The 15,153-nt window shown below is 62.5% G+C and carries 12 protein-coding genes; 4 read left to right on the forward strand and 8 right to left on the reverse strand.

Translation table 11 applies throughout. The features are described 5' to 3' along the window. Positions 1-116: 116 nt before the first annotated feature. The 5 genes from ptsP to gatB all read right to left on the reverse strand — a co-directional run bounded on the left by ptsP (position 117) and on the right by gatB (position 7,001). The gene (gene ptsP / locus MU516_RS03495) at positions 117-2,363 is read right to left on the reverse strand and encodes a phosphoenolpyruvate--protein phosphotransferase (RefSeq protein WP_260275812.1); all 2,247 of its coding nucleotides are present in this window, start codon (positions 2,361-2,363) and stop codon (positions 117-119) included. A gap of 66 nt (positions 2,364-2,429) precedes the next feature. Next, on the reverse strand, positions 2,430-3,686 hold the full coding sequence (locus MU516_RS03500; protein ID WP_260275813.1) for an aspartate kinase: 1,257 nt from the start codon (positions 3,684-3,686) through the stop codon (positions 2,430-2,432). A gap of 118 nt (positions 3,687-3,804) precedes the next feature. Next, positions 3,805-4,230, reverse strand: coding sequence for a DUF1178 family protein (locus MU516_RS03505; protein WP_260275814.1), 426 nt, complete (start codon positions 4,228-4,230; stop codon positions 3,805-3,807). 38 nt (positions 4,231-4,268) lie between these two features. After that, positions 4,269-5,471: a 3-deoxy-D-manno-octulosonic acid transferase gene (locus MU516_RS03510; protein ID WP_260275815.1), complete on the reverse strand. Its 1,203-nt coding sequence runs from the start codon at positions 5,469-5,471 to the stop codon at positions 4,269-4,271. A 15-nt stretch (positions 5,472-5,486) separates the two neighbouring features. Further along, positions 5,487-7,001: an Asp-tRNA(Asn)/Glu-tRNA(Gln) amidotransferase subunit GatB gene (gatB, locus tag MU516_RS03515; protein ID WP_260275816.1), complete on the reverse strand. Its 1,515-nt coding sequence runs from the start codon at positions 6,999-7,001 to the stop codon at positions 5,487-5,489. Positions 7,002-7,319: 318 nt separating this feature from the next. Here gatB and MU516_RS03520 point away from each other — a divergent pair, with 318 nt between their 5' ends. Both MU516_RS03520 and MU516_RS03525 read left to right on the forward strand, forming a co-directional pair. Then, positions 7,320-7,949: a transglycosylase SLT domain-containing protein gene (locus MU516_RS03520; RefSeq protein ID WP_260275817.1), complete on the forward strand. Its 630-nt coding sequence runs from the start codon at positions 7,320-7,322 to the stop codon at positions 7,947-7,949. Positions 7,950-8,374: 425 nt separating this feature from the next. Next, positions 8,375-9,052, forward strand: a complete 678-nt coding sequence (locus MU516_RS03525) for a sugar transferase (protein WP_260276246.1) — start codon at positions 8,375-8,377, stop codon at positions 9,050-9,052. Between the two features lie 182 nt (positions 9,053-9,234). Here the strand turns inward: MU516_RS03525 and MU516_RS03530 are convergent, their stop codons facing one another. Together MU516_RS03530 and MU516_RS03535 are read right to left on the reverse strand one after the other, a co-directional pair. Then, on the reverse strand, positions 9,235-10,464 hold the full coding sequence (locus MU516_RS03530) for a GumC family protein (protein WP_260275818.1): 1,230 nt from the start codon (positions 10,462-10,464) through the stop codon (positions 9,235-9,237). Next, positions 10,464-11,288, reverse strand: coding sequence for a P-loop NTPase family protein (locus tag MU516_RS03535; RefSeq protein WP_260275819.1), 825 nt, complete (start codon positions 11,286-11,288; stop codon positions 10,464-10,466). The genes MU516_RS03530 and MU516_RS03535 overlap by 1 nt, the downstream gene beginning before the upstream one ends. Before the next feature lie 197 nt (positions 11,289-11,485). On the opposite strand from MU516_RS03535, the gene MU516_RS03540 reads away from it, so the two are divergent. Further along, positions 11,486-12,490 (forward strand): glycosyltransferase family 2 protein, encoded by a 1,005-nt coding sequence (locus tag MU516_RS03540; protein WP_260275820.1) that lies wholly within the window; start codon positions 11,486-11,488, stop codon positions 12,488-12,490. Positions 12,491-12,493: 3 nt separating this feature from the next. Here the strand turns inward: MU516_RS03540 and MU516_RS03545 are convergent, their stop codons facing one another. Then, positions 12,494-13,249, reverse strand: coding sequence for a WecB/TagA/CpsF family glycosyltransferase (locus tag MU516_RS03545; protein ID WP_260275821.1), 756 nt, complete (start codon positions 13,247-13,249; stop codon positions 12,494-12,496). A gap of 164 nt (positions 13,250-13,413) precedes the next feature. Between MU516_RS03545 and MU516_RS03550 the strand changes: the two genes are divergently transcribed. Beyond that, a complete protein-coding gene (locus tag MU516_RS03550; protein ID WP_260275822.1) occupies positions 13,414-14,859 on the forward strand; it encodes a hypothetical protein in 1,446 nt (481 codons plus the stop codon). Positions 14,860-15,153: the final 294 nt, after the last annotated feature.

A 15,153-nucleotide genomic window follows, 5' to 3' on the forward strand; every position in this document is an offset into this window, starting at 1 on the left:
CACTATATCTGTCTCGCCGCAACGCGGCAAGCCAGATCGCAACCGACAAATGATGTCCTCAGGTTGCATCAGGCCAATAAAGTGGATGTTGCTGGGCGCTTTTCTGCCGATGCCGGTCACTGTTGCGCCAGCCATTCGGTCACCGGCCTGCGCAGATTGGTCACGCCACTGTCCTGCGCCTCATCAATCACCTTGCGCAGATCGGCGATAGAAACGCGCCGGACCAGGTGCTTGACCGGCCCGATCGATGCCGGCCGCATCGACAGACGGCGAATTCCCAGCGCGGCAAAGGTTAGCGCCTCGACGGGGCGCCCCGCGTCCTCGCCGCAGAAGGACAGCGGCACCCGTGCTTCCTCGCAGCGAGTCACGATCTGCCGCAGCAGCGCCAGGAATGACGCATTCATCGTATCGTAACGCCGCCGCACGCGCTCGTTCTCGCGGTCCGCGGCGAAGAAGAACTGCTTCAGGTCGTTCCCGCCGATCGACACGAAATCGCACATCTCGAAGAACTTTCGGGGTGCGAAGGCCATCGAGGGCGTTTCCAGCATTGCGCCAACACGGATATCGGTAGGCATCGGATGGCCAAGCCGTTGTTCGCGCGACAGTTGCTGCATCAGGATGCGATAGGCGTCCTCGTATTCGCTCATGTCGGCTATGAATGGGAACATCACATGCAGGGGCCGGCCCACTGCGGCGCGGATCAGCGCCTGCAACTGCATGCGCAGCACCCCTCGTTTGTCCAGCCCGACCCGGATCGCGCGCCAGCCCATGGCAGGATTCGGTTCGTCCTGGGGCTTCATATAGGGCAGCACCTTGTCCGATCCGATGTCCAGTGTCCGGAACATGACCGGCTTGCCCATCGCGCGGTCCATGACGTGCCGATAAAGATCCGCCAGTTCGCCCCGGCGCGGAACATGGTTGCGGGTCAGGAACTGCAATTCGGTCCGGAACAACCCCACGCCTTCGGCGCCCGAGCCTTCCAGCGACGGCAGATCGGCCATCAGCCCCGCGTTCATGAACAGCTGGATCGTGGTTCCGCAGGTGCCGGTGGCCGGCAAGGACCGCAGATCCGCATAGCGATTCTGTGCCTCGGCCTGCATCGCCATCTTGTCGCGAAACGCCGTGGCGACGGATTCCTCGGGGCGTAGATGAACGACCCCCTGATCGCCATCGACCAGGATGGGGTCGCCATTCAGGGCCTCGGTGGTGATCCGGTCCGCGTGGATGACCAGCGGAATGGCCAGAGCACGCGCGACGATGGCGGCGTGGCTGCCGACCGAACCTTCTTCCAGGACGACACCTTTCAGGCGGCGACCGTATTCCAGCAGTTCCGCCGGGCCTATGTTCCGGGCGATCAGTATCGGATCCTCCGGCATCTCGGCGCCGGTGTCGATGCCCTGACCGGTCAGGATCCTCAGCAGCCGGTTCGACAGATCATCCAGATCGTGCAGGCGGTCGCGCAGATAGGGATCGGCGGCCATTTCCAGCCGGGCCCGCGCGGCGGACTGTTCCTTCTCGACCGCGGCCTCGGCGGACAGGCCGAGCCGGATATCCTCTTCCATGCGCTTCAGCCAGCCGCGAGAATGGGCGAACATCCGATAGGTTTCCAGAACGGCGGCGTGTTCGCCTTCGCCGTCCATGTCCGCTGCGGCCATCATCGAATCGACCTTGGTCCGCAACTGTTCGACACCCTCGTGCAGCCGCACCAGTTCGCGGTCAGGATCGTCGCCGACCGGATCCGAAACGACGACGCGCGGTTCATGCAGCCAGACGCGTCCCTCTGCGACACCTTCCTGACCGGTGGTGCCGCGCAGCATCAGCGGGAAACGATGTGCCAAAGGCAGGCTGTCGGACTGGCTGCCCTGAAACGCGCCAAGCTCGGTCATTTCGGCCAGCACCATGGCGACAACCTCGAGCCCGTAGACCTCATCCTCGCTGAACTGCCGTGCATCCGAACACTGAACCACCAAGACGCCAAGCTTTTCCCCGACGCGCTGAATTGGGACGCCAAGGAAGCTGGGGAAGATCTCTTCCCCTGTCTCGGGCATGAACCGGAAACCGGGTTCGGACGGCGCGTCGGCGGTGTTCACGTGACGGCCGGTGCGCGCAACGCGACCGACCAGACCTTCACCCAGACGCAATCGGGTCTGATGGACGGCCTCGGCCCGCAGCCCCTCGGTCGCGCACAGCTCCAGCGTCTGGGGATCGCGGAAAAGATAGATCGAACAGACCTGCGAGCCCATCGAATCGGCGATGTGATGGGTGATCTGATCCAGCCGATCCTGACCGCCGCCGGGTGCGGCCAGAATCTCCTTCAGCCGCCGAAGCAGCTTGCGTGAATCGCTGTCCTTGCGGTCTTGCATCGCGTGCCTGCCTTTGCTGTCGCGATGGCCCCGCGGGCCTGTTCCGGATCTTCCGTCCGGCTTTGATCAGGCCGCTTCGAGGCCGAAGGCATCATGCAGTGCCTGAACTGCAAGTTCCATATACTTGCGATCGATCAGCACCGAAATCTTGATCTCGCTGGTTGCGATGACCTTGATGTTGATATTTTCGTCGGCAAGTGCCTTGAACATCCGCGCTGCGACACCGGCCGCGCTGCGCATCCCGATGCCCACGACGCTGACCTTCGCCACTTCGGTATCCACGATCAGTTCGTCATAGGCGATGGTGCCGGCGGCACGCGCCTCTTCCATGGCGCGCTTGGCGCGCTCGACTTGATTGATCGGCACCGAGAACGTCATGTCGGTCACCGATCCCTGGTGATGCTCGAAGTTCTTTTCCGAGATGTTCTGAACGATCATGTCCACGTTCACGCCCGCCTCGGCCAGCGGGGCAAAGATGCCCGCCGAGATGCCGGGCCGGTCTTCCACGGTCACCAGGGTGATCTTGGCCTCTTCCCGCGAAGAGGCGACGCCGTTGACGACTTTCGATTCCATGATTTCATCCTCATCGCAGATCAGCGTTCCGGAATTCTCGTCGGTATCCTCGAACGAGGATAGCACGCGCAGCCTGACCTTGTAGCGCATTGCAAGCTCGACCGAGCGGGTCTGCAGGACCTTGGCGCCAAGACTGGCCAGTTCCAGCATTTCCTCGAACGCGATTTTCTGAAGCTTGCGCGCCTTCGAGGTGATGCGCGGATCGGTGGTGTAGACGCCGTCCACATCGGTATAGATGTCGCAGCGTTCGGCGCCGAAGGCTGCGGCAAAGGCCACGGCGGTCGTGTCCGATCCACCGCGCCCCAGCGTCGTGATGCGCCCATCAGGCGCCAGACCCTGGAAACCTGCCACGACCGCGACCTTGAAGCCTTCCGAGAATTTCTGGTCCAGATTGTCGCGCGGAATATCGACAAAGCGCGCGGCGGAATGGGCGGCGGTGGTGTTGATCGGCACCTGCCAGCCCTGCCAGCTGCGCGCCGGAACCCCCATCTCCTGCAGGGTCAGGGCCATCAGCCCTGCGGTCACGTTCTCGCCCGAACTGACCACGGCATCGTATTCGCGGGCGTCGAACAGGGGTGAGGTCTTTTCGACCCAACCGACCAATTCATTGGTCTTGCCCGACATCGCGCTGACGATCACGATGACGTCGTATCCGCGATCGACCTCGCGTTGCACCTTCTTGGCGGCATTCTTGATCCGGTCCAGATCGGCCACGGACGTTCCGCCGAATTTCATCACCAGAAGCGGCATCGCGGGCCTCCAGCCTCAGGGGTCATCATCGGCGGGGCTTGTATGGGGGGCGTGCAGAAAGGGCAAGGGGCGATCAAAGATATGCGCGGGCAAGATGGGCCCGCACCGGCGCGTCGTCTCAGTTGGACTTCCGGCGCGGAATGAAGGGCAGGGGGGCGATGGGCACGCCTTCCTCGACCAGCTTTCGTGCCTCGGCCGGGCGCGCTTCGCCGTGGATCGAGCGGTGTTCGCTGCGGCCTTCGTGCATCGCGCGCGCCTCGTCGGCGAAGCGCAGGCCGACATAGTCCGAGTTCGCTTCGACATGCGCATGCAACTTGGCAAGCGCGGCCTCGGCCTCGTTGCCCGGTTTCGGGGCCAAGGGGCGTTCGCGGCCGGCGCCGTCCTTTGACACCGACGGGGCCATCAGCAGTTTTTCGACCTGTCCCGATCCGCATTGCGCGCACACGACCTGGCCTGCGGCCCGCATCTGCTCGAACCCGTCGGACGAGCGGAACCAGCCGTCGAAGACATGGCCTTCCTTGCAGCGCAGATCATAACGGATCATGTAACTTCTCCGAACATCGTCCTGAGTATATCGGGGCCTCAGCGAGAATTCGCAAGATCGCGCAGATGGGCGATCAGCGGCGCCGGATCGCCTGCGCGCGCCGTCAGCAGCGCCCGCGCCGCTGATCCCATCCTCCGCGCCTGCATCGCGTCACCGGCAAGCCCGGACAGCGCGGCACCAAGACCGGCGGCTTCGACAGATCGTGCGGCACCCGCATCCTCCAGCGTGGCGTAGGCGTCGGAAAAATTCGAGACATAGGGTCCGTGCAGGATCGCGCAGCGATGGGCCGCCGGTTCCCATGGTGTGTGACCGCCCTTGTCGACCAGCGAGCCTGCCACAAGACAGATCGCCGCCTGACGATACCATCGGTCCATCTCTCCCAGCGTGTCTGCCAGCAGCACGGGTGCGTCGATCAGATCCTGCCCAAGGGTTTCAGACCGGCGGATGACCGGCAGGCCACGTTCGGTGATCAGTCCGGCGACCTCGTCGGCACGCGCGGGATGACGGATGGCGAGGATCAGGCGCAGACCCGGATGAAGACGCCGTGCCGCCAGCCAGCCGTCCAGAATCGCCGCTTCTTCGCCCTCATGCGTCGATGCGGCCAGCACGGTCCGGTCACGCGCGGCGTCGTCGGGCGGCGGGACAACACGGGCAGGGGTCAGCAGCTTCAGGTCCAGCGCGGGCAGCAGCGCCCGTTCGGGCAGGCCAAGTTCCCGCAGCCGGGTTTCGCTGCCGCCGTCTTGCGCGGACAGGGCCGAGATACGTCCCAGCATCGGGCCGATGACGCCCGGCAGCCGTGACCATAATCCCGCCGAGCGTTGCGACATCCGCGCCCCGATCACGGCCTGGCTGACGCCGCGCTCAGCCAGCAGGCGCGACCGCAACGGCCAGAACTCGCTTTCGACGGTCAGTTGCAGGCGGGGCTGCACGGCGTCAAGAAACCGTGTCAGTGCGCCCGGCATATCCAGCGGGGCCAGCCGTGCGGTCAGCCCCCAAGCGGAGACCATGTCGCGTCCGGTCGGTGAATTGGCCGTCACGATCACGCGGGTTCCACGGGCCAGCGCCTCGATTACAGGGCCGGCAGAGGTCAATTCGCCGACCGATGCCCCGTGGACCCAGATATCGGCCCTGCCAGGCAGAGCGTCCGTCAGCAGCCTTTGCCGCAGATCCTGCGATCCGCCAAGCCGCGCCCGCACGCGCAGCGCGGTTTCGGCAAGGCGTGAGGTGACCGCATAGATCATCCGCGCGTTCGCGGCCTATCGGGACAGTTTTTCGGCGACCAGTTTGTTCACCGCCGCCGGATTGGCCTTGCCGCCGGTAGCCTTCAGAACCTGGCCCACGAACCAGCCAGCCAGCTTCGGATTGGCCTTCGCCTTTTCGACCTGCGCCGGATTGGCGGCGATGATCTCGTCCACGGCCGCCTCGATCGCGCCCATGTCGGTCACCTGCTTCATGCCGCGCACCTCGACGATTTCCGCCGGATCGCCGCCTTCGGTCCACAATATCTCGAACAGATCCTTCGCGATCTTGCCCGAAATGTCGCCCTTGGCGATCAGGTCGATCACGCCGCCCAACTGTGCGGCTGAAATCGGCGAGGTCTCGACGCCGAGTCCCTCCTTGTTCAGGCGCCCGAACAATTCGTTGATCACCCAGTTGGCGGCCATCTTGCCGTCCCGCCCCTGCGCCACGGCCTCGAAATAGTTCGCGTTTTCGACATCTGCGGTCAGAACACCCGCGTCATATTCCGACAGGCCCATATCCTTCACGAAGCGGGCCTTCTTTTCGTCCGGCAGTTCGGGCATGTCTGCTTCGATCGCATCGACCCATGCCTGCTCGATCTCTAGCGGCAGCAGGTCGGGATCGGGGAAATATCGGTAATCATGCGCCTCTTCTTTGCTGCGCATCGACCGGGTTTCGCCCTTGTCGGGATCGTAGAGACGGGTTTCCTGGACAATGCTGCCGCCGTCTTCCAGAATGGCGATCTGACGTCGCGCCTCGTATTCGATGGCGGCCTGAATGAACCGCATCGAGTTCATGTTCTTGATCTCGCAGCGCGTGCCGAGATGGCTGAAATCCTGGGTCTGCTGGTATTTTTCATAGGCGCCCGGCGGGCAGACGCTGACATTGACGTCGGCGCGCAGGTTGCCGTTCTGCATGTTGCCGTCGCAGGTGCCCAGATAGCGCATGATCTGGCGCAGCTTTGCGACATAGGCGGCGGCCTCTTCGGGGCCACGGATGTCGGGGCGGCTGACGATTTCCATCAGCGCGACGCCGGTGCGGTTCAGGTCCACGAAGGACATGTTCGGATCCATGTCGTGGATCGACTTTCCCGCGTCCTGTTCCATGTGGATGCGTTCGATCCTGACACGGCGTGCGACACCGGGCGCCATGTCCACGATCACCTCACCCTCGCCGACGATCGGATGATACAGCTGGCTGATCTGGTAACCCTGCGGCAGGTCCGGATAGAAGTAATTCTTGCGGTCGAAGGCGCTGCGCAGGTTGATCGCGGCCTTCAATCCCAGCCCGGTGCGCACCGCCTGGGCCACGCAGAATTCGTTGATTACGGGCAGCATGCCGGGCATGGCTGCATCGACGAAGGCGACATTGCTGTTCGGCTCGGCCCCGAATTCGGTCGAGGCGCCAGAGAAAAGCTTGGCCTTCGAGGCAACCTGCGCATGCACTTCCAGGCCGATGACCAGTTCCCAGTCGCCCTTGGCGCCGGCGATCGTCTTTGGTTCCGGTGATGTGAAGGTGAGGTGATCAAGCATCCAGGTGCCTCGCATGCGAAATTGCGGTGTGGCAGCGGTTCTAGGCCAGCCCGCAACCATTGTCACGGGTCGCGGTCACCCGCCGCGTGGTTTCGGTCCGGTTCGGTGGACCGAGCCGGTTCAACGAAGGTCGATGCCGGAGATGAGAGCCGAATTGCGCAAAGTTGAACACAGATCCGGGAAAAACGTCCGGATCGGCGGATTTTCGTCGCTACAGACATTGCTGGTGGCGTGATCTTGCCGAAGCAAATGCGCCAAGCTTGCGCCGCACGCCACCAAGGCTAACGAGAACCCACAACAGTCAATTCCGAGAGTCGCATGCGCGCCGCCATCCTGTCCTTCGCCGCCCTTCTTGCTCTGGCAGGGTGCCAGTCGGAGATCGAGCCCAAGACCAAAGCGCGGATCCAGGCCGAGGCACAGCAGATGCAGCTTGCGTCGCGTCCGCCGATGCGCTGGGGCGCGCGCAATGGTTCGGACGAATGGACACGGGCCACGCTGGCGGCACTGGATCGCGACGGGGTCACCATCCTGTCGAACGTGCCGCATGACATCCAGACCTACTGCCCCAACTATGCCGAACTTGGGCACACTGGTCGCAAGGCCTTCTGGGCCGGGCTGCTGTCGGCGCTGGCAAAGCACGAAAGCACCTATAATCCGCAAGCCAGCGGTGGTGGCGGCAGATGGCTGGGGCTGATGCAGATCGCGCCGGCAACTTGGCGGCATTATGATTGTAGCGGTAACATTACCAGTGGGGCCGACAACATGGCCTGCGCGGTCCGCATCATGTCGCGTCAGGTGGGCCGCGACAACGCCGTGGTTCGCGATGGCAGTGGCGGCTGGCGTGGTGTGGCACGCGACTGGGCGCCGATGCGCAGCGCATCGAAGCGTGCGGACATCGCCGCATGGACCAGTAGCCAAAGCTACTGCACCGCCGATACCGCCAGCTGAACCCAGCCTTCTCCGGTTTCTTCGCCAGCATCCTCACCCTCCCGGCACCTAGAGGTGCCGGAGTCCGGCGGCCTGAGTGAACCCAACTTTCGAATCGAGATTCGATGAAAAACGCCACGAGTGAAATTCCGCCGAGGCGGTAGTACCGTAAAGGTTGAATTCCAAAATGTTTCAGCACCCATTTGGTGCGCTGCGGCATTTTACCTGTCCCAAAAGGCAGGTCCGTTTCCGGTTTATTAAAGTTTTAACGATGGGCGGAAACGTGCCGAGATGTTATCTTCACCTCGTTAAAAGGCATCTCCTCCTCGATGCAAAAAAGGCGCCAAGCGCAGTGGTTTTGGCGAGGGGCCTTCGACAGTCCACAGTGCCGTAAGTGGCAGTTGTCGTCGGAGGGCAGGATGCCGTGTGTCAATAGTGTGGGCGATATGTCGATGGATAATCAAATAGTTGCCGGTGTTTCAGTTGCAGGCGTAAAGTCCTCCAGACAGCCAAAGCCGTGGTTTTACCGAACGTTTCTCAAGCGTCCGCTTGATATTCTTCTGGTCGTCATGGCTGCGCCGTTTATCGTTCCGATTGTGTTTGTTCTGGCTTTTCTCGTTATGCGGGATGGCGGCAATCCGTTCTACTCGCAATTGCGGATCGGGCGAAGCGGACGTCTTTATCGGATGTGGAAACTGCGCAGTATGGTTGTCGATGCCGATCAGCGGCTTTCTGCCTATCTGGATGAAAACCCCGAGGCCAAACGCGAATGGGATGAGACTCAGAAACTTCGCCACGATCCTCGGGTGACCCGCTTCGGTCGGCTTCTGCGTCGCAGTTCAATGGATGAGCTGCCGCAGTTGTGGAACGTTCTGAAAGGCGACATGAGCCTGATCGGACCGCGACCCATGATGCCCGAACAGCAAGAGATGTATGACGGCACCGGTTACTACGGCCTGCGTCCGGGTATCACCGGCTTCTGGCAGACCACGGGGCGCAACGCCACGTCGTTCGCGGACCGTGCATGGTATGATGATCGCTACGAGCGCGATCTGTCCCTGTCGGGGGATGTCGCGATCCTTTTCCGGACCTTCGGGGTGGTGATGCGCGCGACGGGTTGCTGATCGCAAGTGCGCTTCGACCATCCTTGACGTGAATGAAAGACCGGCCGCCTCTATCAGAGGCGGCCGGTCTTTTTATGTCGAGGTCCCGTTGGTGCTTGGCTTTCCCGTTCAACGCGCCATGTACGCGCGCAGGCGGATCGTCAGCACATAGCAGTTGCGCGGACGCGGCCGAGCAGAGGCACTCAGCCGCTGCGCTTCTCGCGGATTTCGGGGATCGTCACCACCGGGCGCAGGCCTGTCCCACGCTCCATCTGTCCGGCAGATCTCAGTACCGGTTTCAGCATCTCCAGTAGAACCGCGATGGCCAATGCCAGCATCATTGATCCGGCCAGGCCGAAAACCATGATCTTCTTGCGGCCCGAGGAAAGTGGATAGTCGGGCTGGACAGCCTGTTCCAGCAGGATGAACTGTTCGCCTTCCTGTTCGACATTCAGGCGCTGCGCGGTTTCGGCTGCAGCGCGGCGCGCGCTCATTTCGGCCTGCTGTTCACGCAGATTGACAAGGCGGCGTTCGAACGCCTGCATCTGGGCCTCGGCATTGACGCTGCGCCGACCCGAAGCACGGATCTCTGTCATCCGATCCTGCAGTTGTTGCTCGCGCGTGCTCAGAACCTGGATCCGGCTTTCGATCTCTCGCGCCTGACGCTGTTCGATCGTGCTCAGCGTGCCGCGAGAGACAAGCTCTTCGTAGGCGCTGCGCGTCTCCAGCAGTTCACCGGATATCTCGTTCAGTTCGCCATCGATCGTTCGCATCTCGTCGGGACGATTGTCCAGAACGGTGGTCGGCAGAACGTCCAGATGCTCGTTGCGGAACGACGCCATCTCATCCTCGACAGCATTGATCTGCGCCGCGATTCGAGCCTCTTCACGGCTATAGAATTGCAACGTTTCCAAGGTCCGCTCGGTCTGGGTATTGGCATTCAGGTCAAGAACACTGCGCGCCATTTCGTTCGCCATATCGGCGGCCAGTTCCGGCGTGGACATGGTTGCGGTCACGCGAAGGACGCCGGGCCACTGATCGCTGTTGCCGTAATATTGGCCGCTGGTGATCGGTTCGATCCGGAAAGCGCGGCGCACGGCTTCGACCTGGATCGCCTCTGTCATCTGCGGCGTGTCGGAAAACAGATCGAACTTGTCGATCAGCGTCTGGATGTTTTCCCGAACCATCAGTCGCGCCTGAACCAGCTGAAGCCAGTAACCGGCAGGAATGCCGCCGCCGGTGCCGGCACGCGGCCCCTCGGACAGGGATCTAGGTGTCTCGATCTGCAGGATCGCTGACGCTTGATAGCTGTGGGGTTGACTGATCGCCACCTGATAGCTGACCGCAGCACCGGCCAGTATGGTGGTGCCCATGATCCAGCGGCGCCGCCACAGCATGGATACGATATCGCCGATTGAACCCAGACTACCCATTACACTTGTTCCTTGTCTCGACCGCCGAAAAATCGGTCGCGAATGCCCTGAATGATCTCGAAGACCGATCGTCTGACTTCGCCCCGGTTCAGCACGACCGCGACCAGCCGGGTACGGCCGGTCAACAGATCCTCGGCCTCGCGGACCTGCTGGCTGGTGTTCCGTGTGCCGTCCGCCACCAGCACGACCCCATCCAACTGGGGCAGGAAGGACAACAGGTCGTCGCGACCCAGGACCGGTGGCAGGTCATAGATTTCCAATGTCGGCAGAAACTGCTGGCGCATCTCGCGCAACGCATGTGCGGTGGCCGGCTCTTGCAACATCTCGGCGCTGCTTTCGACGTTTTTCGAATTCAGAAGCAGCGCCAGATTATTGCCGAACAGTCGCAGATGGCCCGACACCGGCGCCCCGCCGGTCAGGACGTCCGACAATGGGGCGGGAGGGTTCGCGCCGAACATCCGCGCAAGACCGGGACGCCGCAGGTTCATGTCGGCAAGCACAACGCGGGAACTGGGGCGCCGCGCCATTGCCAACGCCAAGTTCGCAGCAATGAAGGAAGTGCCCGAGCCACGCGTTGGCGCGGTGACGCCAAGGCGCAAGATCCCGTGTTCCTCGATCGTGTCCGCCATCAGCGTGCGCAGCAGGTCGAATCGGCGGGTGATGTCGTTGTCGCTGCTTTCCGCATACAGCCTGTGACGACGCATCGTCGCGGGATCCGAGTTCAAGGCGCGCAATCCGGTCCAGGCCGGCGCACTGTCCAAGGCTGTCAGGCCGATATTGTTCTGGCTGCCGCTGCGATCGAGGCGCAGTCGTGCAACCTTCACAGGCGCCTGCGCAATCGCAGGCGCCTTGTCATGCGCTTGTTGCGGCGTCTCAGAGCTCATTACTCACAACCCAATCGTGACCATGCAAATTAGTCTGGCCGATACATGGCCTGCCTAACAGATGCATTGTCGGAATCAATTTATACAATAGAACAAGTCTGGTGGTTTTATCCGGATGTCTGCAAGGTAGGCGGTTGATGGACAGGAAACAAGCTCAGGACGAGAATGGCGTGGTGGATGCCGTCGCGATAGGCCGCAATGAAGGATCGCGGCTGGTCGAATGCCTGGCCTCTCTGCGGCGCGCGGGCGTCCGCAGGATTGTCTATGTGGACAGCGGTTCGACCGATGGCAGCGTTGTTGCGGCCGAGGCGGCTGGTGCCCTGGTCGTCGCGCTGGACATGACCCGGCCCTTCACGGCCGCACGGGCAAGAAATGCAGGGTTTGCCGCGCTTCTGGAGCAGGAAACACCGCCGGATTACGTGCATTTCATCGACGGTGATTGCGTGCTGCAACCCGACTGGCTGCCGCTGGCGCAGGCCTATCTGCACGATCACCCCCAGACCGTTGTTGTCTGCGGCCGCAGGCGCGAACGTCATCCGCAGGGATCGGTCTTCAACAGGTTGTGTGACGATGAATGGGATACGCCGGTGGGGGACGCGCTGGCATGCGGCGGCGATGCATTGATGCGCCGAACGGCGCTGCAGCAGGTCGGAGGGTATCGCGAAGACCTGATCGCCGGGGAAGAGCCCGAATTGTGCCTGCGGCTTCGCAAGGCCGGTGGAACGATCCGGCGTCTGGATGCCGAGATGACGCTGCACGACGCGGCGATGACCAGGTTTTCCCAATGGTGGCGCAGGACGCGCCGCGCCGGGCATGCCTTTGCGGAAGGGGCCGCGCTGCATGGTGGATCAGATGAGCGCCACTGGGTTGCGGAAACGCGACGGGCGATCCTGTGGGGTGCTGCGCTGCCGTTGCTGATCCTGATCATCTTCGCGCTGTCGCCGGGACTCGCACTGCTGCTGCTTCTGGCCTATCCGGCGCAGATCCTGCGACTGGCCGCGCGGCGCGGCATCTCTGCCCGCGCCTCGTGGGAAGCCGCGACCTTCATGGTGCTGGGAAAATTCGCCGAGGCGCAGGGCATCCTGTCCTATTGGCTGAACCGTGTCCGCGGACGGCGTGGCGGCCTGATCGAGTACAAATAGCGTCTAGCTTTGTGGCCTCTGGCGAATCGCCCGGACGGCCTCGACCGGAAGGATCGCCGCGCATTTCGCATAGCGCGGAACAAGGCGGCGCGGGGCGGACAGCATCCGCCAGACCCATTCCATCGCGATCCTGCGCACCCACGTGGGCGCGCGTTGCTGGTTTCCCGCCAGAAAATCCAGTCCCGCTCCGACCGAAGCAAATCCGATCCGTGGCTGAGCCTGCCGGCCACGCGCGGCAAGTCGTTCCTGCTTGGGTGCCCCCAGCGCCACGAAACAAAGCCGGGCGCCACTGTCTGCGACCCGCTGCAGGATGTCGTCGGCGACCTGTGAGTCGGGATCGAACCCCATCGGGGGCGCAATTCGCGCCACGATGCGCGCGCCCGGAATTTCGCGACCGATATGCTGCGCGGCCGCCTCCAACGCAGCCTCGGTCGTGCCAAGCAGTGCGATTGGCACATCCTCGGCAGCGGCAAGCCGGGACAGGGGAAGAACCAGATCGGATCCGGGCACCAGCGACACCGGTCGGCCCGCCAGGCGCGACAGCCAGACGATCGGATTCCCGTCGGCGACCACCAGATCCTGGGCGGCATAGGCGTGACGGAACGACGGCTCCAGGCGCAGCTTCACCAGATGGTCAAGGTTCACCGTCGCAAGCGCGAAACCTTCATTTTCGCGGAAACGGCGTGTGACCTCGGCCATCAGTGCCGTCTGGTCCGGCATGTTCACGCGAATGGTGTGGTCGCCATAGCAGAAATTCATTGTCCAGACCGTCCGATGGCGCTGCAGCGTCGAAAACCTGTCGCTTTCTACAGGTTATCTGGCAGTTTTGACGGCGAGAGGCAATTGGCGACGCTTTGTATCGGTCACGGCTTGTGCTATTTGTGCCGGGTTACAGAGTTTGCCCGGTTACGACACACAGCGATATGCCCAACAGTCTTGCCATTCTGATGATGACCAGCTGGCCGTTTGTCACGCTGATCATGTATCTGCGGATGCCGGTGCGGTCGGCCGTGATCTGGTCGATTCTTGCGGGCTATATGCTGTTGCCGGCCGCGATGTCGCTGGATCTGCCGGGGCTGCCGGGGCTTGGCAAGCAGACGATTCCCTCTCTCTTCGGCTATATCTACGCCAGCTTCATGCTGGGCCGGATGATCCCGCTGTTCCCGCAAAGTACCGCGGGACGGGTATTCGTCGGATTTCTTCTGGCCGGACCGTTCCTGACCGTCCTGACCAACGGCGACCCGATCCACCTGAGTGGCAGAACGCTGCCTGGACTGCGCCTCTATGATGCCGCGTCGATGGCCGTGGGGCAGCTTGGATTCCTGTTCACCTGGTCGCTGGGCCGCGAATTCCTGCGTGATTCTGCGGCGCTGCGGCAACTGGCCTACGCGTTGGTTATCGCGTTCCTGTGGTATTCGCTGCCGATGCTTTACGAGGTGCGGATGTCGCCTCAGCTGCATATCCGCATCTATGGTTTCTTCCAGCACGATTTCGCGCAGATGATGCGGCAGGGCGGTTTCAGACCGATCGTGTTTCTGGAACACGGCTTGTGGATCGCGGTTCTGACCGCGATGTCGGCGATGCTGGCGGTCGTGATTGGTCGCGACGCGCCGCCCGAACGGCGATCCCGCTGGTACGGTGCCGCTGCCTATCTGATGGTGGTGCTTGTCCTCAGCAAAAGCCTTGCGGCACTGTTGTATGCCGCACTGCTGATCCCCGTCCTGATGTTTCTCGACGGGCGGCGGATTGCGCAGGTGGCCATGCTGCTTGGTGTACTTGTGCTCAGCTATCCGGTGGTCAGGACGCTGGATGTCTTTCCGACTGACCAGTTGCTGGAACTGGCGAGCCGTGCGTCGGTCGAGCGTGCGCAATCGCTGCAGTTCCGCTTTGACAACGAGGATGCCTTGCTGGCGCGGGCGATGGAACGGCCGCTGTTTGGCTGGGGCGGGTGGGAACGCAGCTTCATCCACGATCCCGCCACGGGCGAGACGATCTCGACCACTGACGGGCTCTGGGTAATCGCGATGGGCTATTCGGGGTTCACCGGGTTCATTGCCCAGTTCGGCCTGTTGGCCCTGCCGATCTTCATGCTTGGATCGGCCTATCGCGCCATCGGTCGTGAGGTTCCGGTCTTTGCCGCGGGGTTCGCGGTCGTGCTGGCGGTGAATCTGATTGACCTGTTGCCCAACGCGACCATCTCACCGGTGACCTGGCTGTTTTCGGGTGCGATGCTGGGCTGCCTTGAAAGCCTGCGCCGCGGTGCCGAGGATCAGTCCGATCAGCAAGTCGCGATCCCCAATCCGGCGGCACGACAATCCTTTGCGGGACTGGTCGGGCGGCCTGCGGCGGGTCCGCGTACCCTGCTGTGAACAGGGTCGCCCAGGCCGCGTTAACCGTCGGCAGGGCTTCCTGTCGGCTTGACCCGGCTTTCGTGCTAAGGTGCCAGGCGGGAAGGGCCGCCAATCCCGGAACCTGTCCAAAGCGGCAGGTTCAATCGCGGCGGTTTGCGTTTTAGCTGTTATGTCTGTGTGTGAATGTTGAATTGGTGCAAAATCATGATGGCAAGGGCGTATTCTGCCCCGGGATCCCGGTATCTGGCAAAGATGCCGCGTTTTATTATGCGCGGTCATGCTGCAAAACATGCATCAGTATTTGAACGGCGG

The organism is Paracoccus maritimus (genome assembly GCF_025195095.1).
Classification (GTDB): Bacteria; Pseudomonadota; Alphaproteobacteria; order Rhodobacterales; family Rhodobacteraceae; genus Paracoccus; species Paracoccus maritimus.